This window comes from Arthrobacter rhizophilus (genome assembly GCF_026241105.1).
Taxonomy (GTDB): Bacteria; Actinomycetota; Actinomycetes; order Actinomycetales; family Micrococcaceae; genus Arthrobacter.
Window position 1 is genome coordinate 158,364 of sequence record NZ_JAPFFT010000004.1, and the last position, 21,178, is coordinate 179,541.

Genomic DNA, 21,178 nt, shown 5'->3' on the forward strand with positions numbered 1-21,178 from the left:
CCAGGACTAACCTTGAGTCCGCAGTCCGTGGCTGTGCGCCAAGGCAATGGCCTCTGTTCGTGAACCCACGCCGAGCTTCCTGAAGATATTCCTGACATGGAATTTAACCGTGTTTTCGCTGATGTGCAGCTTCGCGGAAATGGCTCGGTTGCGCTGTCCGGCAGCCAATAGTTGAAGGACTTCCATTTCGCGCTCCGCCAGGCCCCATCCGCCGATGTCGCCTACGGGAGCTGATGGCGGATCCAGCGGCAGGACCACCTGAACGTCCGCTCCCCAGCCGGCCATGACCTCGATGCTCATGCGGCCGTCCAATGCTGCCACTCTGCTGTTGAGCCTTGCAATGTTGGGCGAATCCGCAGTCAGTTCACCCAGGCCGTCGTCGCGCACATTGATGAGGAGGTTCACGCCGTCGCAGTCCCATTGCACGCGCACACGCCTCACGGCGGGCTGTTCCACGATGGCCAGTACCAGACCCCGCACGATCGCCCGGGCAGCATGGGCTACTTCGCCGGGCAACGCGCGGCCGTTGACCGGTGGCTCGATGAACTGGATGTCGAGCCCGCTGAAGTGCATGAGTGGCCGCAGGTCCTCCCGCAGCCTTTCAAACGCGGTGGCCACAGGCTCTTCCACGAGATCCGATGTGCGGTCGCTCAACGTCCGAAGATTGACCAGCGAGGTAGCGGCGAGGTCCGTGACGGCCTTGCGGGCAGCAGCGTCGTCGAGGGAGCCTGATCGTAGCGCCGCCAACATCGTCTCCAGCGTGGTGGAATGCCTGTCCATGAGTTCGGCCGTGACGCGGAGCCGCTCGGCGGAAGCCGCCCGGGATTCCAAGAGGTACGACGGCGGCGCGTCCGCCACCTTCTCCTGGATGCGACGCGCCGTCAGTTGCCACAGGTAGTCGAGCATCCTCAGCGCAGACTCACGCTCCAACGGTTCTTCGGGCAGGACCGGCTCAGTGAGGGTCAGCAGCGCATTGGTCTCGGACGTCAAGGCAAGAACGGGCCGCTGGCCTCCGGCGATGGTCGCCTCACCCTGCCAGGCCTCACCTCCCGCAATATGGGAGCGCAACTGGTCCAGTTCAGGAATGGAGACGCGGCTGATGATGCCCTCCGCCCCTGCCTTCTTCTGGGGCCGGCCAGTGCAGTCCTCGGTGAAAATGACCAGCGCGCTGCTGCCCACGTAAGGCAGCGCCGCTTCACGAAGTCGCTCGGCGATGCTCATCAACGGGGCGTTCGCTAGTGCGGCAACCGCTTCCAGGAGGGTCCACGTGCTTGGAGTCATCCCGCCACTTTAGCTTTATCGTCACGAACTTCACTACCCAAACGGGTAGCCAGGACTGCCCATGCTCAGCGTTACGCCTATCCGTTCAATCCGGAACGATTGATTCAAACGCAGCAATCAACTGAGCAGGAGGTAACGCATGATCATCACCGCAGAGACTGTCCACGCCGCATCGGACCTAGATCGCGTCCCGGCTCGCGGCGCCCAGGATGTCGACCTAAGCCAAGACGTCGACATGAGCTTGGCACTCGTGGGTAGCGAGATAGCGGAGACCGCCGCTGAAGTGGACCTGCGGCAGCTGTCCCGCCTGGCCACGGAAATCCAGGCCGCGGGGAACTCGGCCACCGGCCGGATCTTTGTTGCAGGAGCCGGCCGCAGCGGCCTTGTCCTGCGGATGGCTGCGATGCGGCTGATGCACCTCGGCTTCGATGTGCACATCGCGGGGGACACCACGACGCCGGCTATCCGCTCGGGCGACCTCCTGCTACTTGCCTCGGGCTCCGGGACGACCTCCGGCGTTGTGCGCGCCGCTGAGACGGCCTCCAAAGCCGGCGCCAGGATCGCCGTGTACACGACGAACGCAACGTCCCCGCTCGCGGAACTGGCCGACGTCGTCGTTATCATTCCCGCGGCGCAGAAGACAGACCACGGATCCACAGTGTCCCGCCAGTACTCCGGGAGCCTGTTCGAGCAGGTGCTCTTCCTCGTTGCCGAAGCAGTCTTCCAGACCTTGTGGGACAACGACGCCACCCCGGCCGAAGAACTCTGGCTCCGCCACGCCAACCTCGAATAGCCCCTGATTTCCACCGCACCAAAACCACAACAAACTACGGAAAGAGATCCCCCATGAAGCTGCAAGTCGCCATCGATGTCCTCACCACCGAAGCTGCCCTCGAGATTGCGGGCCAGGTGGCCGAATACGTAGACATCATCGAACTCGGCACTCCCCTGGTGAAAAGCGAAGGCCTGTCCGCCGTGACCGCCATCAAGAGGGCCCACCCGGACAAGATCGTGTTCGCCGACCTCAAGACCATGGACGCCGGCGAACTCGAGGCCGACATCGCCTTCAAGGCCGGCGCGGACCTCGTCTCCGTGCTCGGCGGCGCCGACGACTCCACGATCGCCGGTGCAGTCAAGGCGGCCAAGGCACACAACAAGGGCATTGTGGTGGACCTGATCGGCGTTGCGGACAAGGTAACCCGTGCCAAGGAATCCCGGGCTCTCGGTGCCAAGTTCATCGAATTCCACGCCGGCCTGGATGAGCAGGCCAAGCCGGGCTACAACCTGGATGTCCTGCTGAGCGCCGGGGAGGAAGCCCGTGTGCCGTTCTCCGTCGCTGGTGGCGTGAACCTGTCCACCATCGGAGCCGTCCAGCGCGCCGGAGCGGATGTCGCCGTCGTCGGCGGTTCCATCTACGGCGCAGACGACCCCGCGCTGGCCGCGAAGCAACTCCGCGCCGCCATCATCTAGCAACACTTTTCGGCCGGGCCGGGCCGGGCCCGACTGACTCGCATTTGTTGTCGTAATGAGGCCGACAAACGACAACAAATGCGGGTTGGTTTGGCCCGCTCACGGATTACACAGCTTCAGTCCAACTGCCGTTCAACTTGCCCACATACTCTTTTGCCATTCGATACCGAACAAATATGGGGACAAGATGGCAAAGAGAAAAACAACCGGGTGGCCCGACGCCCCGGTTCGCCGCGCAGAGCCGGCAGAACATTGGAAGCAGCTTCGCCGCGGGGACCGCGTGCGAGTCAAGCTCGGGCCGGGGTTCGAGAACCCCGGTCAGGTGGACGCCGTTTCCAGCGACCACAGCGTGGTTTGGGTAAACCTCGACGGCGGCCGCGGCCGCACGCTGGTGCACTGCGGCGACGGCGTGGAGATCGTCCGGCAGGAGTCCTGACCGGATCATCCGGTCGCACCGCTATGGCCACCCCGCCGCGGGTTACGCTACCCGAGTGAGCCTGAACTTGCCCTTCTTCAGCCGTCCTGACGGAAAAACCGCGCCGCTTGCCTTCGCGCACCGCGGTTTTTCGCCGGACGGCCTCGAGAACTCGGCCTCGGCATTTGGCGCCGCGCTTGAGCTTGGCTTCACGCACCTGGAAACCGACGCACGCACTACCGCCGATGGCGTGGTGATCCTTTTCCATGACGACACCCTGGACCGTGTCACGAACCGCCACGGCCGGATCTCCAGCCTCAGGGCTGCCGAGGTTACCGCAGCACGCATTGGCGGCCGCGAAGCGGTTCCCCTCTTGGCAGCCATCCTTGCCGAATTTCCTGAGGCGCGGCTGAATATCGACGTCAAGGATTGGCACACCGTCAAAGCCCTCGCCGGGGTCATCGAGCAGCTTGACGCCCATGATCGCGTGTTGATTGCCAGCTTCTCCGATCGCCGGCGTCGCGCTGTCCTGCGCCTGCTCGGCCGTCGTACGGCATCCTCGGCGGGCATCGTCTGCAATGCCGTCTTCACCCTTCTGGGACCGCTTCTTCCAGAGCGGTGGCTGGCGACGATTCTGCACGACGTCGATGCCCTCCAAGTGCCCGTCCGTTACGGACCATTGACTGTGGTGACGCCTGGATTCCTTCGGAGGGCGCACCGGAGCGGATTGCAGGTGCACGTCTGGACGGTCAACGACTCCGCAGAGATGACCAGGCTGCTGGATATGGGCGTGGACGGGATCGTCACGGACCGTGCGGATCGTCTGAGGGCGGTGCTGCAGGGCCGGGGGCAGTGGTGGTGAGCGTCCGGGCGCGCGCTTCCAGGAAGTCGCGCTCGGCGTCGTTGTCTGTGCGCTCCTGCGCGGCGCGGTAAGCGGCGACAGCTTCGTCGTCGCGGCCGAGGCGCCGGAGCAAATCCGCCCTCACGGCGTGGAACAAGTAGTAGTTCCCCAGTTCAAGGACGTCGACGGCGGCGAGCCCCGCGGCGGGTCCCTCCACCTCCGCGAGGACCACGGCTCGGTTCAAGGCGACCACCGGCGTCGGCTCCAAGGCCAGTAGTTGCCCGTACAGCGCCAGGATTTGACGCCAATCGGTGTCCTCAGGCCGCGCGGCGTCGCTGTGCACCGCGTTGATGGCAGCCTGCAATTGGTACGGTCCTGGCTGGTTCCTCTTCAAGCATTGCCGCACCAACAGTTGTCCCTCGGCGATCAGCATAGTGTCCCAGAGGCCGCGGTCTTGGTCCGCGAGCAGTACCAGGCCGCCGTCGGGAGTTGTCCGGGCAGCACGCCGGGAATCGAGAAGCAGCATGAGGGCCAAGAGCCCCTTGGCCTCGGGCTCATCGGGCATGAGTTCCACGATGAGCCTGCCTAGACGCACGGCCTCGCGGCAGAGGTCTTCGCGCACCAGCCCGGCACCCGAGCTCGCCGCGTAGCCCTCGTTGAAGACCAGGTAGACCACGGCCAGTACCGACTTCAGCCGCTCCGGGAGTTCGGCGCCAGTCGGTACACGATAGGGGATGTGGGCGTCGCGGATCTTGCCCTTCGCCCGCACCAGGCGCTGGGCCATGGTTGGCTCGGGTACCAGGAAGGCGTGGGCAATTTCGGCAGTGGTGAGTCCGCCCAGAAGCTTGAGTGTTAGCGCCACCTGGGCGCCCCGGTTGAGGGCTGGGTGGCAGCACGTAAAAATCAGCCGGAGCTGGTTGTCCTCCACCGTGTCCACCTCGATTGCTTCGGGTTCATCGCCCTGCAGGAGCGTCACTTGGGCGAGTTTCTCCCTGCCGGACGCCTCGCGGCGCAGCCTGTCGATGGCGCGATTCCGGGCGGTGGTGATGATCCAGCCGGCCGGGCTTGGCGGCAGTCCGGTGTCCGGCCAGCGGGCCACAGCCTCGGTGAAGGCATCCTGGACCGCGTCTTCGGCGGCGTCGATACTGCCCAAAACGCGGACCAGGACGGCCACGGAGCGTCCATACTCTTCGCGGAATATTTGACCGATCTCCGAAATATGTACCATCGGGAAACTAATCCCGATAGCCCGCGAAGGGCCGGACTTCGATGGGCAACGTGGTGGCTTGGGCGGCTTTGCGTCCCCACTCGAGTGCCACGTCCAGGTCCGAGGCTTCGATCACCCACAGCCCGCCCACGTGTTCCTTGGCTTCGGCGAACGGACCGTCCGTGGTGAGTACTTCGCCGTCGTTCACCCGCACCACAGTGGAGGTGGTGGCGGGGTGCAGCCCACCTGTGAAAACCCACGCGCCGGCGTCGTGCAATTCCTGGTTCAGGACGTCCAGATCGGCCATGATTTTGTTGAGGATCTCGGGTTCCGGGATGGGGCCGTCGGGTTGGTAGATGCTGAGCAGATAGCGTGACATGACTGTTCCTCCTTGGGATGTGGCGCCGGCACTTTGCCCGCGTCTCACCCTCTATACGAACGGCGTGGGCTGTTTTCGACATCTCCACGCACGAATCTGCGAAAAGCTTAGCCCCGCTGGCAGGATGGGATGATGCGCATCCTGATTGCCCCGGACAAGTTCAAAGGTTCCCTCACCGCTGCCGAAGCGGCATCGGCCATGGCCGAGGGGGTATTGCGGGTGTATCCGGATGCCGTGGTGACGCAGTTCCCCATCGCCGACGGTGGCGAAGGAACACTCGAAGCGGCCGTGGCGGCAGGGTACGAAGAGCGGATCAACGCCGTCGTCGGCCCTATTCTCAAGCCGGTGGGCGCTGCATGGGCCATCCGGCAAAACGCCTTCGGCGGAGCCACCGCGGTGATCGAAACGGCGCAAGCGTCCGGATTGGCGCACATGGAGCCGACGCCGGAGAACGCCTTGCGCGCCCACAGCTACGGTTGCGGCCAACTCATCGCCGCGGCCCTCGACGCTGGAGCCACGGAAATTGTGCTCGGCTTGGGTGGCTCCGCGATGTCCGACGGCGGCAGTGGCGCCTTGCGCGCGCTCGGCCTCAAGCCCCTGGACGCGGCCGGGAACGTGGTTCCGCTCGGCGGAGGCTCGCTCGCCGACGTCGTATCCCTAGATGTCTCCGGGCTGGATCCGCGGCTGACCGTGGTGAGGTTCCGGATCGCCGTCGACGTCCAGAACCCGCTCTTTGGCAACGACGGCGCGGCGCATGTTTTCGGTCCGCAGAAGGGCGCGGATGAGGACGCCGTGGAACTGCTCGACGCCGGCCTGCGCAACTGGGCGTCCCTGCTGCGCGAAGCGCGCGGACAGGACGTCAACGTCCCCGGGGCTGGCGCGGCGGGCGGGTTCCCGGCGTCGTTCTTGGCCTTCACACGGGCTACGCTGGAAGGCGGTTTTGCGCTCGTGGCGGGACTCACGGGTCTTCCCGAACAGCTCGGCGGGGCGGACCTGGTGATCACCGGCGAGGGTTCCATGGATTCGCAGTCGCTGACGGGCAAGGCCCCGATCGCCCTGGCCGATTCGGCCCACGGTCATGGCATTCCCGTGATTGTGGTGGCCGGCAGGATCCTGGTAACGCCCGAAGAACTCGCAAGCCATGGGGTGGTGGCCGCGGCACAGTTGCTCGACGTCGCGCAGCGGAAGAACGGACTGCCCGACGCCGACGACGCCGTAGCGAATGCCGCCAAGTACCTCGCATGGGCCACGAGCCAGGTGCTTGAAGGGGTCTAGATCGCTGAATCCCGGCCAAGGGACATGCCCCCCGTTACGTCACATTGAGGCACATGCCCTCCGTTGACCACGAGGAATGGACATAGTGCGAATATGTCCATTCCTCAGTGCCAAGACGGGGCATGCTCGGGGTTACTCGGCGTCGTCGCCGGGCAGATAATGAATGTACAAGTATGGCTCTGACTTCTGCCATGCATTAACGATGCGACGACCCCGTCCGGGACGCCGTCACCGCCTGCCGGGCTGGCAGCCGGCCAGCACGGCACCATCGAATCGAGGAGCACACCATGTCCACCTTGAAAGAGCGGCTGCACGCAGACGTCGTCAGCCACATGAAGGATGGCAACCGCATCGCCCTGAACGCCACCCGCAACGTCCTCAGCGAGATTGACACCCGTGAGAAAGCCGGCCAGACGCCCATCCACCTGGAAGACGCCCAGATCACGGCCATGTTGCAGAAGGAGGCCGCGCAGTATCACGAGGTCGCCCGGCTTTACGAGGAGGCCGGAGAGTCCGATCGTGCCGCCACCGAGATCGCGGATGCCGAGGTAATCGAGGCCTATCTTCCGGAACCCCTGACCGCCGACGAAGTCGAGTCCATCGTTGACGAGGTCATCGCCTCGCTCAAGGCCGAAGGCGTGGAGCTGTCCCTCATGCACATGGGCTATGTCATGAAGCCGGTCTCCGAAAGGGTCGCTGGACGCTTCGACGGCAAGGCGGTCAGCGAGATTGTCCGCAGGCGCCTCTCATAGCTAAATGGACGGGTACCCCCGCTACGGGCCCGAACCCGCTTGGGAGCATGCTCCCCGTTGGTCACGAGCAATGGACATAGTGCCAATATGTCCATTGCTTGCCGCTAGAAGGGGGCATGCTCACCGCTTCTTTCCGCTCCTCTTTGCCGCTGCATTCATAGCTGCTTTCGCTGCCGGCGGCAACCCTGCCGTCTCCATCTCCGGCTCTGCGACGGTCCCGCGCCAACGCGCCAGGCCCTTCATACCGTGGTAGACCACCAAGGCAGCTGCGGAACCCAGCGCGATGCCGGTGAACTTCAATTCGCCGATGGTCCAGGTGTAATCGGCAATCCCAATAATCAAAGCGACCGCGGCTGTGGTCAGGTTGATCGGGTTGGAGAAGTTGACCTTGTTCTGCACCCAGATTTTCACGCCCAGGACGCCGATCATCCCGTACAGCATGGTCGCGGCGCCGCCCAGAACGCCAGCGGGGACGGTGGCGATGAGTTCGCCGAACTTGGGCGAGAAACTCAGGAGGATGGCGAAGGTCCCGGCAACCCAGTAGGCCGCCGTCGAGTAGACCTTCGTGGCTGCCATGACGCCGATGTTCTCGGCGTAGGTCGTGGTGCCGGAGCCGCCGCCGAATCCGGCGAGGACCGTCGCGACGCCGTCGGCCAGCAACGCGCGGCCGGAGACGTCGTCGAGGTTTCGTCCGGTCATCGCTGCCACGGACTTCACGTGCCCCACATTCTCAGCCACAAGCACCAAGACAACCGGCACGAACAAGCCCACGACGCCGAGGTGGAACTCCGGCGTCTGGAAGTGTGGCAGGCCGATCCACGAGGCCGCGTCCATCTTGGAGTAGTCCACCTCGCCGCGCGCCATGGCGGTGAAGTAACCCACCACCACACCCACCAGGATGCTCAGGCGGCCCAGAATGCCGCGGAAAAGGACGCTCACCAAGATGATCGTCACGAGCGTTACGAGTGCGGTGATCGGGGCTTTGTCGAAGTTCGCCTTCGCGGCGGGCGCAAGGTTCAGCCCGATCAGGGCAACGATCGCGCCCGTCACAATGGGCGGCATGGTCCGGTTGATCCATTCGGCGCCGAACTTCTGCACCACCGCACCGATAAGAGCGAGTACGACGCCGGCAAGCACCACTCCGCCCAGCGCACCGGGAACGCCGAACTGCTGCTGGGACGCCATGATGGGAGCGATGAAGGCAAAGCTCGAGCCAAGGTAGCTAGGTACGCGGCCCTTGGTGATGACCAGGAACAACAGGGTGCCGATGCCGGAAAAGAGCAGCGTGGTGGCCGGCGGCATGCCCGTGATGATGGGCACCAGGAAGGTGGCTCCGAACATCGCGACGACGTGCTGCATTCCGACGCCGATGGTCAACGGCCACGCGAGCCGCTCCTCAGGTGCCACCACATGTCCCGGCCGGATCGTCTTGCCGTTGCCGTGCAGCTTCCATTTGGTTCCGAGCATGCTCATAGACGGGAGCCTTCCCTGAAAGTTGTGATTGTCCGGGTGCAACCTTACCGCCCGGACGGCCTGCCGATTCCGCTGTGTGGAACGTCACGTGGCTTCACGGGAAGAGGCGCGGCGAAGTTGAAGTTGCAACCATGGAAAGCATAAGCGCCCGGCCGTCGATGGCTGCGGGCACAGCGAAAGGTACGCGAATGACAATCGCCCACGAAGAAGCAGTGATTGACGCCGCAGCAGTCGACGCCATCTTTGCCGAAGCCCGCACTGCCAACTCCTTTGCCGGTGAAGTCTCCGAGGACCAGGCCCAAGCCATTTACGAACTGACCAAGTTCGGCCCGACGGCGTTCAACTCCCAGCCGCTGCGCGTCACCTACGTCCGTTCGGACGAGGCCCGCGCCAAGCTCGTCGAGACTCTTTCGCCGGGCAACAAGGCGAAGACGGCTTCTGCCCCACTGGTCGCCGTGCTCTCTTACGACACTGCCTGGCACCAGCAGTGGGACAAGTTCCTTCCCGTCTACGCCGCCCCGAAGGCCATGTACGACGCTGACCCCGAGTTCACCGCAACCACGGGCAACAACAACGCCCACTTGCAGGCCGGCTACTTCATCCTCGCCGTCCGCTCCCTCGGCTTCGCCGCCGGCCCGATGACCGGTGCCGACTTCGCCGCGATCGACGCCGAATTCTTCCCCACCGGGGACCAGAAGAGCTTCCTCGTGGTCAACATCGGCCAGCCGGGCCCGGACGCCTTCGGTGAAGCCAAGCCGAAGTTCGCGTACGAGGACGTCGTCCGCACCGTCTAACGCCTACGCTCCATGTGACCCTCGCTCACTTTTGCAGGCTCTTCCGCCAACGCTCGCTCACCACTGTGAGCGAGCGTTGGCGCTTAAGGCCGGATATGTGATGGAGGGTCGGTGGTTTTGTGCCGATAAGTGACTGAGCGTTTGCCTCGACCGGCTCTCTCCCACCTGGCGGTGGCAAAATTTCCTTATGCGGAACCTGATTCTGGTGGCGTTCGTCGAAGCGGTAACTGACGGGCTGGTCTTCCCGCGCAGTGACTGGCCGCTGCACATCACCTTGTTGAGGTTCGACGTCGCACCCTCCGATGGTGACGACGTCGCCGCCCGTCTCAGCGAGCTTGTTTCAGCGCCCGCGGTGGGTGCCCTCGGGGCGGAACTTACGGTGGGGCCCGACGCCGGATTCGGTCACCAAGGTTCCATCCCGGTCAGCCTGGTGGACCCCCATCCCATTTTGCAGGGCTTGCACGAGGAACTTTTCGACGCCATGGAGATCGTTGGCGGGCGCGCGTCAACCCCGCGCTACGTCCTGGACCACTACCGTCCGCACATTTCGCATCACGACGGCAAGCGCCCCAAGCCGGGTGACGCCGTCGTGCTCGACCAGATCGCGCTGGTGGACATGGCGCCGGAAGGCAACCACACGATCCGCAGGATCCTGAAGCTGTGGCGCCTCCCGGCAGAGTCCAGCTAGCGCTAGGAAATCACGCCGTCCACAAGAGCCTTGGCCTCTTCCTGGACCTGCTTGAGGTGTTCGGCGCCCTTGAAGGACTCGGCGTAGATCTTGTATACGTCCTCGGTTCCGGACGGGCGGGCCGCGAACCAGGCGTTCTCCGTGACCACCTTGAGCCCGCCGATTGACGCGCCGTTGCCGGGGGCTTCGGTCAGTTTGGCGGTGATTTCCTCGCCCGCCAGCGTGGTGGCCGTAACGTCTGACGACGAGAGCTTGCCAAGTGCGGCCTTCTGCTCGCGCGTGGCGGCAGCGTCGATCCTGGCATAGACGGGTGAACCGAACTGGTCCGTGAGTCCCTTGTACAGCTGGGACGGCGACTTGCCTGTGACGGCCGTGATCTCCGATGCCAGGAGGGCCAGCAGGATGCCGTCCTTGTCGGTGGTCCAGACACTGCCGTCGCGCTTGTTGAACGAGGCGCCCGCGGATTCTTCGCCGCCGAAGGCACCCTCGCCGGAGAGCAGGCCCGGCACGAACCACTTGAAGCCCACCGGAACTTCCACGAGCTTGCGGCCCAGCCCTGCGGCCACGCGGTCAATGATGGAGGAGGACACCAGGGTCTTGCCGACCACGGACTGGGGGTTCCAGCCGGTCCGGTTGCGGTACAGGTAGTCGATCGCGACGGCGAGGTAGTGGTTCGGGTTCATCAAGCCGCCGTCTGGCGTCACGATGCCGTGGCGGTCGGCGTCGGCGTCGTTTCCGGTAGCGACGTCGAAGGCACCCGTGCCAGCCGAAGCGCTGTCCGACATGCGCTTGATGAGTGAGGCCATAGCCGACGGTGAAGAGCAATCCATACGGATCTTCCCGTCCCAGTCGAGGGTCATGAATGCCCACTGCGGGTCAACGGTGGGGTTGACCACGGTGAGGTCCAGCTGGTGACGCTCGCCGATTTCACCCCAGTAGTCCACGGATGCGCCGCCCATGGGGTCTGCCCCGATGCGGACGCCGGCCTTCCGGATCGCGTCCAAGTCCAGGACGGCCGGGAGATCGTCCACGTAGCTGCTGAGGAAATCGAACTTGCCGGTGCCCTCCGCTTTGAGGGCGTCGTTCAGCGGAATCCGCTTGACGCCGCGCAGGCCGTTTTCCAGGAGTTCGTTGGCGCGGTTGGCGATCCAGCCTGTGGCATCCGTGTCGGCGGGGCCGCCGTGCGGGGGGTTGTATTTGATTCCGCCGTCGGCAGGGGGGTTGTGGCTAGGGGTGACCACGATGCCGTCCGCCTGGGGCTGCCCCGGGCCGGCCTCATTGTTGTACTTCAGGATCGCGTGGCTGAGCGCCGGGGTGGGCGTGTAACCGTGCCGCGCGTCGATCAGGACGTTGACCCCGTTTGCGGCGAGGACTTCAAGGGCGGAATTCTGCGCTGGTTCGCTCAGCCCGTGGGTGTCCTTGGCCAAGAAGAGAGGGCCGGTGATGCCCTGGCCGGCCCGGTATTCCACGATCGCCTGGGTGATGGCGAGGATGTGCCCTTCGTTGAACGAGGCCTTCAGGCTCGAACCCCGGTGTCCGGAAGTACCGAATGCGACACGCTGGGCGGGATCACTGAGATCCGGCGTCACGTCGTAGTACGCGTCAAGAAGAGCGGTGATGTCTACAAGGTCCTGGGGAAGGGCAACAGTGCCCGCACGGCTAGCCATTGACCCAGCATGCCAGACGGTCCGGTGCGCTAGAAGAGAAAACCCACTATTGCGGCGCCTATGACATCGTATTTCCGCTGCACTAACGAAGATTCACCACCCGTTTACCGGAGTGCGGCACGGGGTTTGGGAGTTGGGGCGCCGGGAGCTTATGTGCGCCTTGGCTCGGCGGTAGGCTGGGCAGAAAGACTCATGAGGGGATTTTCCATGACCGACCAGCCACCTAAACCCGAGGACGCCCCCCAGGGTGATGAACCGCCCAAGGGCTACGAACCGCCGTCGTTTGTGCCGCCGGCACCCCAAGCCAGCGAAAACCCGTACGGCGAGCAGCCGTTTGCCTCACCGGCTGCTCCGGGACCCTATGGCCAGCCCGAAACGCAGCCCCAGCCGCAGCAGCCGCAGGAACCGTACGGCCAGCCCCAAGGCGGTCCTGCCCACTTCGGGCAACCCGCCTATGGACAGCAACCGGCATACGGCCAGCCCGCATACGGACAGCCGGCCAGCCCCTACGGCCAGCCCGCCTACTACGGCATGCCCGTCGAGCCAAAGGGCCTGAGCATCGCCAGCATGTGCTGTGGCATCGCCGTCTTTGTGGGCTTTGGCTTCTTTGTCCTTCCGCAAGTTGCCGCCGTGATCCTCGGCCACATGGCCCTCAAGAGGGAGCCGGCGGGCAAAGGCATGGCCATCGCGGGCCTCGTGATGGGTTACCTGGGCATTGTCGGCGTGATCATCTTCTGGATCTTTATCGCGATTTTTGCCGCCACCGCTTCGCGTTACAACTACAACTACTAGCAAACGACGACGGCGGCCGGCGCGCCTGGTGGGAATCCCGCCAAACGCTCCGGCCGCCGTCGTCGTTTGAGTTTCTTTTGTTAAGGGACTAGCGGACGCCGCCCATCAACTTCTTGATGGCGGGCGAGCCGGCAGCCAAGGCCACCGCGATCACAACGGCCGTGCCGCCGACGCCCAGGAAGTACGGCAGTTCGTTGTCAGGGTTGTACAGTCCGGCCAGGATGCCGGCCAGCGCGGTGCCGAGGGACACCGAGAGGAAGAACAGGGCCACCATCTGCGTGTGGAAGGCCTTGGGAGCCAGCTTGGTGCTCACGGACAGGCCGATGGGGGACAGGAACAGCTCCGCCAAGGTGAAGAGGAACAGGATTCCCACAAGCACCAGGAGCGGGGTCTTTCCAGCGCCAGTGAGCGGGATGAAGGCCAGGAACGCCAGGCCCATGACGAAGAGTCCGGCAGCGAACTTAACGGGGGATCCCGGCTGCTTCGGACCAAGTTTTGTCCACAGGGCAGCCATGACGCCGGCAAAGATAATGATGAATACGGGGTTGATGGACTGCACCCATGCGGCCGGCATTTCCCAGCCGAATAGATTGCGGTCCAGTTTCTCCTCCGAGTACACGGCAATGAACGTGAACTGCTGCTGGAAGAGTGCCCAGAACGCTGCCGACGCGATGTACAGCGGAATGAACGCGACAACACGTTTGCGCTCAAACGGTGTGACCTTCTTGCTTCTGAAGATCAGCGTGAAATAGATCACCGAAGCGACAATGGCGGCGTAAGCCATGCTGCGGGCGAGGTTCCCGGGGTTCACCACACCTGTCATCAGCAGCACTGCGATCACGATGGCGATGCCGAAGAAGATGAGCCCGTAACGGCTCCGCTGTGCGGAGGGCAGGGGGTTCGGGACGCGGTGCGCTTCTTCAGGGAGCTTGTTGCGGCCCAGTGCGTAGATGACGAGGCCGATTGCCATGCCGATTGCGGCTGCGCCGAAGCCCCAGTGGAAGCCGTTGCTTTCCTGCAGCCAGCCGGTAACGAGCGGTCCAATGAGGGCGCCGAGGTTGATGCCCATGTAGAAGATGGAGAAGCCGGCGTCGCGCCGTTCGTCCTTCTCCCCATAAAGGGTGCCGACCAGCGCCGTTGCGTTCGCTTTGAGGCCACCGGACCCAACGCCTACCAGCACCAACCCTGCTACGAGGCCGGGGATGCCGGGCAGGAGCGCCAGCGCTATGTGGCCGGCCATGATCATGATGGCGGAGCCGAACAGTACCCGTTCCGAGCCGAAAATCCGGTCCGCCAACCAAGCGCCCAGGATCGTGGAGAGGTATACACCTCCGCCGTACGCGCCGACCAGCCCGGCGGCGAGCGATTTGTCGATCGAGAGTCCGCCGTGGTCAGCGGTGAAGTACATGTAATACAGCAGGATGCCCTGCATGCCGTAGAAGGAGAAGCGTTCCCACATCTCCACGGAGAACAGGCTGGCCAGCATCTTTGGGTGGCCGAAGAAGGACGTATCGCCAGTGATTTTGGCGGGCGTCGGTGTGTCTAGAGTTGTGCTCATCTAATCCATGCTGACATTGGCTAAGCGCATTGTCACATTTTTTAGGTGCCTCAGGTAACTATTCGGATGGGTGGAGTGCCGGTTTTTGGTGCCCTTCAAGCTGTGCTGCAAGCTGCAGGAGCAGGAGTTCGGATCCCGGTTTTCCAATGAGCTGGATGCCCATCGGAAGGCCCCCGCCGGACGTCGCTCCGGTCCAGTGCACGGGCAGCGTGATTGCCGGCAGCCCGCACACATTCACCATGGAGGACCAAGGCGCAAACTCGCATTGCTTGCGGTAGTCATCGTCCGCGTCGCCGGGCCAGTCCGGGGCCGGCCACTGCTCTCCACCGGGGTCCTTCCCGGTGAACCAGCCCACGGGCCTTGGCGTCTGTGCCAGCGACGGCGTGAGCACGAGGTCCCACTGTGCGTACTGCACCACGGTGTCGTGAGTGAACTGCCGCAGGAAGCTGGTGGCCTCGTTGACTTTCGCAGCGCTCCGTTGTTGCGCTCGACGCCGGAAGGTCCGGGTCAGCGGGGTCAGCAAGGCTTCGCGCTGCGGCAGGATGCGGGCGCTCCCGACGCCGGCGGTCCAGGCAGCGGTGAACGCTTCCGGATAGCGGTTGTCGTAGCGGATCTCGGCGTCGAACACTGAATGGCCGGCATCCGTCAGCAATTTGATGCCCGTGTTGAGGGCATCAAAGGCCTCCTGCTCCGGGGTGAAGGGAAATGTGGTGGACCATGGGCTGTCCAGGCTCACGCCGATACGCAAAGCGGCCGGCACTTCCCCAAGGGCCCCAAGGTAACCCCGCTCTGGCTGGCTTTCTCGCGGAACCAGGGCGTCCATCATGAACGCGGCATCCGCTGCGGAACGCGCCAACGGCCCGGCAACCACCAAGCGTGCGGCGTCACCGGCGCTTTCGCCAGCGGGCACCAAGCCCCGGCCCGGCTTTAACCCCAGGAGGCCACATGCCGCAGCCGGAATACGTATGGAACCGCCGCCGTCGCTCCCGGGGGCGAAGGGAACCAAGCCAGCGGCAACCGCGGCAGCGCTCCCTCCCGATGATCCGCCAGAGCTGCGGCTCAATGCGTGTGGGTTGCGCGACGGCGGTGCGATGCGGTTTTCGCTGTAAGCCGTCAGTCCGAATTCCGGAACCTGAGTCTTGCCTAGTGAGATCGCGCCGGCGCCTTTGAGCGTAGCAGCGAGGGCTCCGTCCTCAGGAGCGGGTTTGCGGTCCAGCGCCGCACTGCCGTGGGTGGTCGCGACTCCAGCAACATCGGTGAGGTCCTTGAACGCCAGCGGTACCCCGTGCAGGAGCGGAAGTTCCGCTCCTGCACGGTGCCGGCGAACATACGCCGCGTCGGCCGCCCGGGCGTCTAGTATCGCTTGGTCCGCTGTCACCGTGACGAAGGCGCCCAGCGCGTGGTTGTGCTTTGCGATCCTCGCAAGGAAGTGTTCCGTTGCCTCAACAGCGGACAGATGGCCCGTTGCCAGGGCTTCCCGCAACGCCACAGTGCTGAGTTCGTGGATCTCACCCAAGGAAACGGGATTCCAAGCGCTCTTCAACGGCCACAGGGTTGGCGGAATCCCCGGCCGCCGCGGTGACCCGATACGCGGCCTTACCCTTGACTTCCGCAACCACGTCCACAAGTTCCGTGCCCCGGTAGACGAGCCCGACGCCGTCGTCGGTGCAGTGCGTTTCCCCCAGCACCCCTCCGGCAACAAGGCGATGGACCAGCGGCCGCCGGCCCGGCTCGGAGTCATAGTGGACGCCGTTGGCGAAAGGAAGGAAGCCGAGCCCATTGGTCACGGCACGCAGTTCAGGGCCGTAGGAATCCGTGGTGCCACCCTGGAACCAGCAAATCGAGCCTGCTGACACACCGGCCAGGACCACTCCCTGTTCCCAGACGCGCCTCAGAATGCTGTCCAGTCCATGTGCACGCCATACGGCCAGCAGATTTACTACCGAACCGCCGTTGACCCACACCACGTCCTGTTCCAAAAGGTAGGCCTCGGGGTCGCTGTAATTGGGCATCGTGAACAGGTTCAAGTGGCTGAAGTCGAAACCGGAAACCCGGGCGGCCTGGTCCAATTCCGCGGCGAACCAACGCTGGTCTCCGGATGCCGTACCGATATGCGCCACTCGCGGGGCTCGCCCGCTTACGCCGGAGAGTTCGACCGCGTGGTGCATCAGGAGATCGAACTCCATCCGTGTGCGATGACCGGACTTGTACCCGCCGGACGTGGCAAGGATGGTGGGCTCGCCGGTGGGCAAGTGGCCTCCTCCTCGTCTTGCGTGGTCGCGGTGCTTGCAACGGTAGGCTTGATTGTAGATCTGAATCAACTGGAGGGAACTCACGTGAGCGATTTCGACACTGTGCCTGTCGGCGATGTTCCGGCCGACGCGAAAATCTTGGATGTCCGCGAGGACTACGAATGGGTGGCAGGCCACGCTGAAGGTGCCCTTCACATTCCGCTTGACCAGATCCCGGCACGGCTTGACGAGCTTGATCCCGACGATGACCTCTTTGTCATCTGCCGCACGGGCGGGCGGTCCTACCGGGCCGTTCAGTGGCTAGTGGGGCAGGGCTACACGGCCACGAACATCGCCGGTGGCATGGACATGTGGTTCGAGTCCGGCCGCCCCATGGTTTCGGAGAACGGCCTCAAGCCGGTCGTCCTCTAACCGCGACGCATACCACTTAAGGAATATTTGATGTCGGCATCCGCGCCCACCTACACCTTCCTCGGCCCGGAAGGTACGTTCACCGAGGCGGCACTCCTGCAGGTCCCCGGAGCTGCCGAAGCCAACAGGGTGCCGTGCACCAATGTGAACACGGCCTTGGAGCGGGTTCGTCGAGGAGAGGCGGACGCGGCCATGGTTCCCATCGAGAACTCGGTGGAAGGCGGCGTAACAGCCACCCTGGATGCAATAGCCACCGGAACTGAACTTCGGATCATCAGCGAAGCCTTGGTGCCTATCACGTTCGTCCTGGTTGCCCGCCCCGGAGTGAAGATTTCGGATATCCGTCGGGTCTCCACCCACGGTCACGCGTGGGCCCAGTGCAGATTGTGGGTCGACGAAAATATCCCTAATGCGGAATACGTGCCGGGATCCTCGACGGCGGCTGCCGCCGTCGGGCTTCTCGAAGGCGACGTGCACTATGACGCGGCCATCTGCGCCCCCCTGGTCGCCGCCGAACGGCCCGGCTTGAATGTCCTCGCCGAGAACATCGGCGACAACCCCGGCGCGGTCACCCGGTTCGTCCTGGTCAGCCGGCCCGGTGCCCTCCCCGAACGGACCGGCGCGGACAAGACCACAGTCGTCGTTCCACTCCCGGAAGACCGCCCTGGCGCCCTGATGGAGATCCTGGACCAGTTTGCCACCCGCGGAGTCAACCTCAGCCGGATCGAGTCCCGGCCCACCGGACAGTACCTGGGACACTACTTTTTCAGCATCGACGCCGACGGCCACGCCTCCGACGCCCGCATAGCCGATGCTTTGGCGGGCCTGCACCGGATCAGCCCGGCCACCCGGTTCCTGGGTTCCTACGCCCGGGCAGACGCTCAACAAACGTCGGTTGCGCCGCATACTTCCGACGCCGCTTTCGCGTCCGCGCATGCGTGGGTTCGCGGCATTCTGGGCGGGGAATCCGCTGCGCAAAGCGTTGGATAATTGACTCTTCAACCCCTATCGCGTGGATAAAACTGTGCGTATGCTTGCTTGATCCACAATTGATGGACGCATGCCCCTAACGGAGGGAGCGGGCCATGTCGGGAAATAGCAATGACACCAGCGGCCAGGGAATGATCGTCAACCCGAAGCCCAAGGCGGACAATCAGGACTGGGACGGCGACGACGCCGACCGGGCCGATCGCTTGCGCTTTGAGGAAGAGCAGGCCATGATCCGCGAGCAATCGGAAGCGCGCGCAGCCGCCAAGGCCCTGGCGGAACACAAGGCAACGGAATCGGCGAAGAACGCCAAATAGCCTCTCGCCCTATTGCACACGCGCCAGTTATTGCACGCGAACCAGAAGAGAACGCGGCTCCACCTTGACGGTGACCTTCGTGGCCTCACCCGAGGGATCACCGTCAAGTTGCGTGGCCATAGGTTCGTTGCTCTGGATGACCACCTTGCCCGAACGGTAGAAGTTCATGACCGGAAGGTTTCGGTTGTGCTTGAACAGGATCTTGGCGTACACGGAGAGCCAGCCGATGGCGCTGCGGGGGCTCATCACCACAACGTCGAGGACGCCGTCGTCGATCATGGCATCGGGAATGAAATCGATGCCGCCCGGGATCAAACCGCAATTGGCGAACAGGACGCTGCGGATCTTCCGGGACTGCTCGGGCTCGTCGTCCATGGCGATCGTGACTCTCTTGCGTCGGCCGGGTAGGTGGCGGACGCCCGCCTCCGTGTAGGCCAGCCATCCGACTGCCTTCTTGAGGTCGTCGTTGGTGTCACCCACAACCTCGGCATCCAGGCCCATGCCCGCAATCACCAGGAAAGCATGTTCCGACGAGGCGCCCGTCCGATCATTGTGGATGGCCATGCGGGCGGTGTCGATGTAGCGCTGGTGGCCGAAGAGGGCAGTGTGGACGTTCCCCCGCAGGTCGTTGACGTCCAGGCTCACGTTGCGTGCCAACAGGTTTCCGGTCCCCAAGGGAATCAGGCCCATTGCGACATCGGTGTGTGCGAGGGTCTCTGCCACCACGCGGACGGTGCCGTCGCCGCCGCCCACTAGTACGACGTCGGGCCCATAGGCCAGCGCCGCCTTGGCTTGCGAATGGCCGGGATCGTCCGCGGTCGTGTCGAAGAACTGGGGTTCGTCCCAGCCGGCAAGATGGCAGGCTTCCCGGATGATCCTCCGGGCGTCTTCGGCCTTGGCCTTCACAGGGTTAAGGATCACGGCAACCCGCTGTAAACCGGGATCGGGCTTGTGGGCGTCTTCGCGCACGGCGCTGCGGGCGTGCCTGGCTCTCAGCCGACGCACACCCCACCAACTGGAGACGGCGAAGACCACACCCCCAGCGAGAATCACGTACAGGATCCAATCGCTCATGGTTCTTTAACCCTATCCCGCCGCGGGGTGCAGCCGCGCATGCAGAAGGGGGCGCCTGCCGCCGTCGAACGCTGGCCACAGGGCGGCGCCCTCATTCGATACTCTTGTCTGGTGATCGACGTAAAAGACCTCAGCGAAAACCCGGACAAGTTCCGTGCCAGCCAGCGCGCCCGCGGCGCCGACGAGTCCGTGGTGGACGCGATCATTTCCGCCGATGCAGACCGCCGCGCAGCCCTGATCCGCTACGAAAACCTCCGTGCGGAGCAGAATGTCTTTGGCAAGAAAGTGGCACAAGCCAAGGGCGAGGAAAAGCAGGCCCTGCTGGCCGAGGTCAAGGAGCTCGCCAATGCGGTCAAGGCTGCTTCTGCTGAGGCGGACGCAGCCCAGGCCAAGCAGGAGGAGCTGCTCCGGGTCATCCCCAACTTGATCGTGGACGGCGTGCCAGAGGGCGGCGAGGACGATTTCGTGGTGGTCAAGACCGTCGGCACGCCCCGCGAATTCCCGGACTTCGAGCCGAAGGACCACTTGGAGATCGGCGAGCTCATTGGCGCGATCGACATGGAACGCGGCGCCAAGGTATCCGGTTCCCGCTTCTATTTCCTCCGCGGAGTGGGTGCGCGCTTGGAGATGGCGCTGCTGCAGATGGCCATGGACCAAGCCATCGAAGCTGGCTTCGTTCCCATGATCACACCCACTTTGGTGCGTCCCGAGACCATGCAGGGCACCGGATTCGATGTGAAGCACGACGCCGAGATCTACCGCCTCGCTGAAGACGACCTTTACCTCGTGGGAACCTCGGAAGTAGCCCTCGCCGGCTACCACGCGGACGAGATCCTGGACCTTTCCGCTGGCCCCATCCGCTACGCCGGGCAGAGCTCCTGCTACCGCCGCGAAGCGGGTTCGCACGGCAAAGACACACGTGGCATCATCCGCGTCCACCAGTTCAACAAGGTGGAGATGTTCATCTACACCACGGTTGAAGAAGCCGCTGCCGAGCACGAGCGCCTCCTGGCCTGGGAAGAGGAAATGTTGGCCAAGGTCGAGATCCCGTACCGCGTGATCGACACTGCGGCCGGCGACCTCGGCATGTCCGCGGCCCGCAAGTTCGACTGCGAAGCCTGGGTCCCTACCCAGAACGCGTACCGCGAGCTCACCTCGACGTCCAACTGCACCACCTTCCAGGCCCGCCGCCTCAACATCCGTGAGCGTGCGGTCAACGAGGACGGCGTAGCGAAGGGGACGCGCGCCGTAGCCACCCTGAACGGCACGTTGGCCACCACCCGCTGGATCGTGGCCATCCTGGAGCACCACCAGAACCCGGATGGCTCGGTCAACGTCCCCAGGGCACTCCAGAAGTACATCGGAGGGCTCGAGGTCCTACCCGTTCTGTAGCCCTCCTGGACGGGTCACAGCGCAAGCCCAGGCACTGATCCCGCCCTTGTTCGCTCTCCTCCCCGTTGCACGGTGGGAATTTCGATCAAGGGCGGGATTCTTCGTTTCATCTAGTCCTCGACAGGCAGTGTCGTCCACATAGAGGTTCCCGCC

Annotated in this window: 22 protein-coding genes; 13 read left to right on the forward strand and 9 right to left on the reverse strand. The window is 64.1% G+C overall.

Annotated elements, in window-relative coordinates:
* Nucleotides 1-6 precede the first annotated feature (6 nt).
* Nucleotides 7-1,281 (reverse strand): helix-turn-helix transcriptional regulator, encoded by a 1,275-nt coding sequence (locus OOZ51_RS05850; RefSeq protein WP_265978245.1) that lies wholly within the window; start codon nucleotides 1,279-1,281, stop codon nucleotides 7-9.
* Between the two features lie 139 nt (nucleotides 1,282-1,420).
* Between OOZ51_RS05850 and hxlB the strand changes: the two genes are divergently transcribed.
* From hxlB to OOZ51_RS05870, 4 genes are all read left to right on the forward strand, one after another.
* Nucleotides 1,421-2,074, forward strand: coding sequence for a 6-phospho-3-hexuloisomerase (hxlB, locus tag OOZ51_RS05855; RefSeq protein WP_416346349.1), 654 nt, complete (start codon nucleotides 1,421-1,423; stop codon nucleotides 2,072-2,074).
* 53 nt (nucleotides 2,075-2,127) lie between these two features.
* On the forward strand, nucleotides 2,128-2,751 hold the full coding sequence (hxlA, locus tag OOZ51_RS05860) for a 3-hexulose-6-phosphate synthase (protein WP_265978246.1): 624 nt from the start codon (nucleotides 2,128-2,130) through the stop codon (nucleotides 2,749-2,751).
* Nucleotides 2,752-2,938: 187 nt separating this feature from the next.
* Nucleotides 2,939-3,187: a KOW domain-containing RNA-binding protein gene (locus tag OOZ51_RS05865; protein WP_265978247.1), complete on the forward strand. Its 249-nt coding sequence runs from the start codon at nucleotides 2,939-2,941 to the stop codon at nucleotides 3,185-3,187.
* A 61-nt stretch (nucleotides 3,188-3,248) separates the two neighbouring features.
* A complete protein-coding gene (locus OOZ51_RS05870; RefSeq protein WP_265978298.1) occupies nucleotides 3,249-4,028 on the forward strand; it encodes a glycerophosphodiester phosphodiesterase family protein in 780 nt (259 codons plus the stop codon).
* Here the strand turns inward: OOZ51_RS05870 and OOZ51_RS05875 are convergent.
* Nucleotides 3,970-5,235: an RNA polymerase sigma factor gene (locus OOZ51_RS05875; protein ID WP_265978248.1), complete on the reverse strand. Its 1,266-nt coding sequence runs from the start codon at nucleotides 5,233-5,235 to the stop codon at nucleotides 3,970-3,972. The genes OOZ51_RS05870 and OOZ51_RS05875 overlap by 59 nt on opposite strands.
* A gap of 7 nt (nucleotides 5,236-5,242) precedes the next feature.
* Nucleotides 5,243-5,593, reverse strand: a complete 351-nt coding sequence (locus OOZ51_RS05880; RefSeq protein WP_265978249.1) for a YciI family protein — start codon at nucleotides 5,591-5,593, stop codon at nucleotides 5,243-5,245.
* Nucleotides 5,594-5,725: 132 nt separating this feature from the next.
* On the opposite strand from OOZ51_RS05880, the gene OOZ51_RS05885 reads away from it, so the two are divergent.
* Complete coding sequence (locus OOZ51_RS05885) at nucleotides 5,726-6,868, forward strand: glycerate kinase (RefSeq protein ID WP_265978250.1); 1,143 nt, start codon at nucleotides 5,726-5,728, stop codon at nucleotides 6,866-6,868.
* A 287-nt stretch (nucleotides 6,869-7,155) separates the two neighbouring features.
* Entirely contained in the window at nucleotides 7,156-7,620 is a 465-nt protein-coding gene (locus OOZ51_RS05890; protein ID WP_265978251.1) for a GatB/YqeY domain-containing protein, read from the forward strand.
* Between the two features lie 120 nt (nucleotides 7,621-7,740).
* On the opposite strand, the gene OOZ51_RS05895 is transcribed toward OOZ51_RS05890, so the two are convergent.
* Nucleotides 7,741-9,093, reverse strand: a complete 1,353-nt coding sequence (locus OOZ51_RS05895; RefSeq protein WP_265978252.1) for a uracil-xanthine permease family protein — start codon at nucleotides 9,091-9,093, stop codon at nucleotides 7,741-7,743.
* A gap of 188 nt (nucleotides 9,094-9,281) precedes the next feature.
* On the opposite strand from OOZ51_RS05895, the gene OOZ51_RS05900 reads away from it, so the two are divergent.
* Together OOZ51_RS05900 and OOZ51_RS05905 are read left to right on the forward strand one after the other, a co-directional pair.
* Entirely contained in the window at nucleotides 9,282-9,887 is a 606-nt protein-coding gene (locus OOZ51_RS05900; protein WP_265978253.1) for a malonic semialdehyde reductase, read from the forward strand.
* 187 nt (nucleotides 9,888-10,074) lie between these two features.
* The gene (locus OOZ51_RS05905; protein ID WP_265978254.1) at nucleotides 10,075-10,575 is read left to right on the forward strand and encodes a 2'-5' RNA ligase family protein; all 501 of its coding nucleotides are present in this window, start codon (nucleotides 10,075-10,077) and stop codon (nucleotides 10,573-10,575) included.
* A gap of 2 nt (nucleotides 10,576-10,577) precedes the next feature.
* On the opposite strand, the gene pgm is transcribed toward OOZ51_RS05905, so the two are convergent.
* On the reverse strand, nucleotides 10,578-12,242 hold the full coding sequence (pgm, locus tag OOZ51_RS05910; RefSeq protein ID WP_265978255.1) for a phosphoglucomutase (alpha-D-glucose-1,6-bisphosphate-dependent): 1,665 nt from the start codon (nucleotides 12,240-12,242) through the stop codon (nucleotides 10,578-10,580).
* A gap of 207 nt (nucleotides 12,243-12,449) precedes the next feature.
* Here pgm and OOZ51_RS05915 point away from each other — a divergent pair, with 207 nt between their 5' ends.
* On the forward strand, nucleotides 12,450-13,034 hold the full coding sequence (locus tag OOZ51_RS05915) for a DUF4190 domain-containing protein (RefSeq protein ID WP_265978256.1): 585 nt from the start codon (nucleotides 12,450-12,452) through the stop codon (nucleotides 13,032-13,034).
* An 88-nt stretch (nucleotides 13,035-13,122) separates the two neighbouring features.
* Here OOZ51_RS05915 and OOZ51_RS05920 read toward each other — a convergent pair whose 3' ends face one another.
* The 3 genes from OOZ51_RS05920 to OOZ51_RS05930 are packed head-to-tail and all read right to left on the reverse strand — an operon-like array spanning nucleotide 13,123 to nucleotide 16,844.
* Nucleotides 13,123-14,592 (reverse strand): peptide MFS transporter, encoded by a 1,470-nt coding sequence (locus OOZ51_RS05920; RefSeq protein ID WP_265978257.1) that lies wholly within the window; start codon nucleotides 14,590-14,592, stop codon nucleotides 13,123-13,125.
* A gap of 58 nt (nucleotides 14,593-14,650) precedes the next feature.
* Nucleotides 14,651-16,108, reverse strand: a complete 1,458-nt coding sequence (locus tag OOZ51_RS05925; RefSeq protein ID WP_265978258.1) for an amidase — start codon at nucleotides 16,106-16,108, stop codon at nucleotides 14,651-14,653.
* A complete protein-coding gene (locus OOZ51_RS05930; protein WP_265978259.1) occupies nucleotides 16,101-16,844 on the reverse strand; it encodes a Type 1 glutamine amidotransferase-like domain-containing protein in 744 nt (247 codons plus the stop codon). Before OOZ51_RS05930 ends, OOZ51_RS05925 begins: the two co-directional genes overlap by 8 nt.
* Nucleotides 16,845-16,928: 84 nt before the next feature.
* Between OOZ51_RS05930 and OOZ51_RS05935 the strand changes: the two genes are divergently transcribed.
* From OOZ51_RS05935 to OOZ51_RS05945, 3 genes are all read left to right on the forward strand, one after another.
* Complete coding sequence (locus tag OOZ51_RS05935) at nucleotides 16,929-17,255, forward strand: rhodanese-like domain-containing protein (RefSeq protein WP_265978260.1); 327 nt, start codon at nucleotides 16,929-16,931, stop codon at nucleotides 17,253-17,255.
* A gap of 30 nt (nucleotides 17,256-17,285) precedes the next feature.
* Entirely contained in the window at nucleotides 17,286-18,245 is a 960-nt protein-coding gene (gene pheA / locus OOZ51_RS05940; RefSeq protein ID WP_265978261.1) for a prephenate dehydratase, read from the forward strand.
* 95 nt (nucleotides 18,246-18,340) lie between these two features.
* Nucleotides 18,341-18,559 (forward strand): hypothetical protein, encoded by a 219-nt coding sequence (locus OOZ51_RS05945; RefSeq protein ID WP_265978262.1) that lies wholly within the window; start codon nucleotides 18,341-18,343, stop codon nucleotides 18,557-18,559.
* 27 nt (nucleotides 18,560-18,586) lie between these two features.
* Here OOZ51_RS05945 and OOZ51_RS05950 read toward each other — a convergent pair whose 3' ends face one another.
* Nucleotides 18,587-19,633 carry a diacylglycerol/lipid kinase family protein gene (locus tag OOZ51_RS05950; RefSeq protein ID WP_265978263.1) on the reverse strand — a complete coding sequence of 349 codons (1,047 nt, stop codon included), beginning with the start codon at nucleotides 19,631-19,633 and terminating at the stop codon, nucleotides 18,587-18,589.
* Between the two features lie 111 nt (nucleotides 19,634-19,744).
* Between OOZ51_RS05950 and serS the strand changes: the two genes are divergently transcribed.
* Complete coding sequence (serS, locus tag OOZ51_RS05955) at nucleotides 19,745-21,025, forward strand: serine--tRNA ligase (protein WP_265978299.1); 1,281 nt, start codon at nucleotides 19,745-19,747, stop codon at nucleotides 21,023-21,025.
* Nucleotides 21,026-21,178: the final 153 nt, after the last annotated feature.

Coding starts and splice junctions, on each gene's coding strand:
- OOZ51_RS05850 (WP_265978245.1), bottom strand. CDS start 1,281: ATGACTCCAAGCACGTGGACCCTCCTGGAAGCGGTTGCCGCACTAGCG.
- hxlB (WP_416346349.1), top strand. CDS start 1,421: ATGATCATCACCGCAGAGACTGTCCACGCCGCATCGGACCTAGATCGC.
- hxlA (WP_265978246.1), top strand. CDS start 2,128: ATGAAGCTGCAAGTCGCCATCGATGTCCTCACCACCGAAGCTGCCCTC.
- OOZ51_RS05865 (WP_265978247.1), top strand. CDS start 2,939: ATGGCAAAGAGAAAAACAACCGGGTGGCCCGACGCCCCGGTTCGCCGC.
- OOZ51_RS05875 (WP_265978248.1), bottom strand. CDS start 5,235: ATGGTACATATTTCGGAGATCGGTCAAATATTCCGCGAAGAGTATGGA.
- OOZ51_RS05880 (WP_265978249.1), bottom strand. CDS start 5,593: ATGTCACGCTATCTGCTCAGCATCTACCAACCCGACGGCCCCATCCCG.
- OOZ51_RS05885 (WP_265978250.1), top strand. CDS start 5,726: ATGCGCATCCTGATTGCCCCGGACAAGTTCAAAGGTTCCCTCACCGCT.
- OOZ51_RS05890 (WP_265978251.1), top strand. CDS start 7,156: ATGTCCACCTTGAAAGAGCGGCTGCACGCAGACGTCGTCAGCCACATG.
- OOZ51_RS05895 (WP_265978252.1), bottom strand. CDS start 9,093: ATGAGCATGCTCGGAACCAAATGGAAGCTGCACGGCAACGGCAAGACG.
- OOZ51_RS05900 (WP_265978253.1), top strand. CDS start 9,282: ATGACAATCGCCCACGAAGAAGCAGTGATTGACGCCGCAGCAGTCGAC.
- OOZ51_RS05905 (WP_265978254.1), top strand. CDS start 10,075: ATGCGGAACCTGATTCTGGTGGCGTTCGTCGAAGCGGTAACTGACGGG.
- pgm (WP_265978255.1), bottom strand. CDS start 12,242: ATGGCTAGCCGTGCGGGCACTGTTGCCCTTCCCCAGGACCTTGTAGAC.
- OOZ51_RS05915 (WP_265978256.1), top strand. CDS start 12,450: ATGACCGACCAGCCACCTAAACCCGAGGACGCCCCCCAGGGTGATGAA.
- OOZ51_RS05920 (WP_265978257.1), bottom strand. CDS start 14,592: ATGAGCACAACTCTAGACACACCGACGCCCGCCAAAATCACTGGCGAT.
- pheA (WP_265978261.1), top strand. CDS start 17,286: ATGTCGGCATCCGCGCCCACCTACACCTTCCTCGGCCCGGAAGGTACG.
- OOZ51_RS05945 (WP_265978262.1), top strand. CDS start 18,341: ATGTCGGGAAATAGCAATGACACCAGCGGCCAGGGAATGATCGTCAAC.
- OOZ51_RS05950 (WP_265978263.1), bottom strand. CDS start 19,633: ATGAGCGATTGGATCCTGTACGTGATTCTCGCTGGGGGTGTGGTCTTC.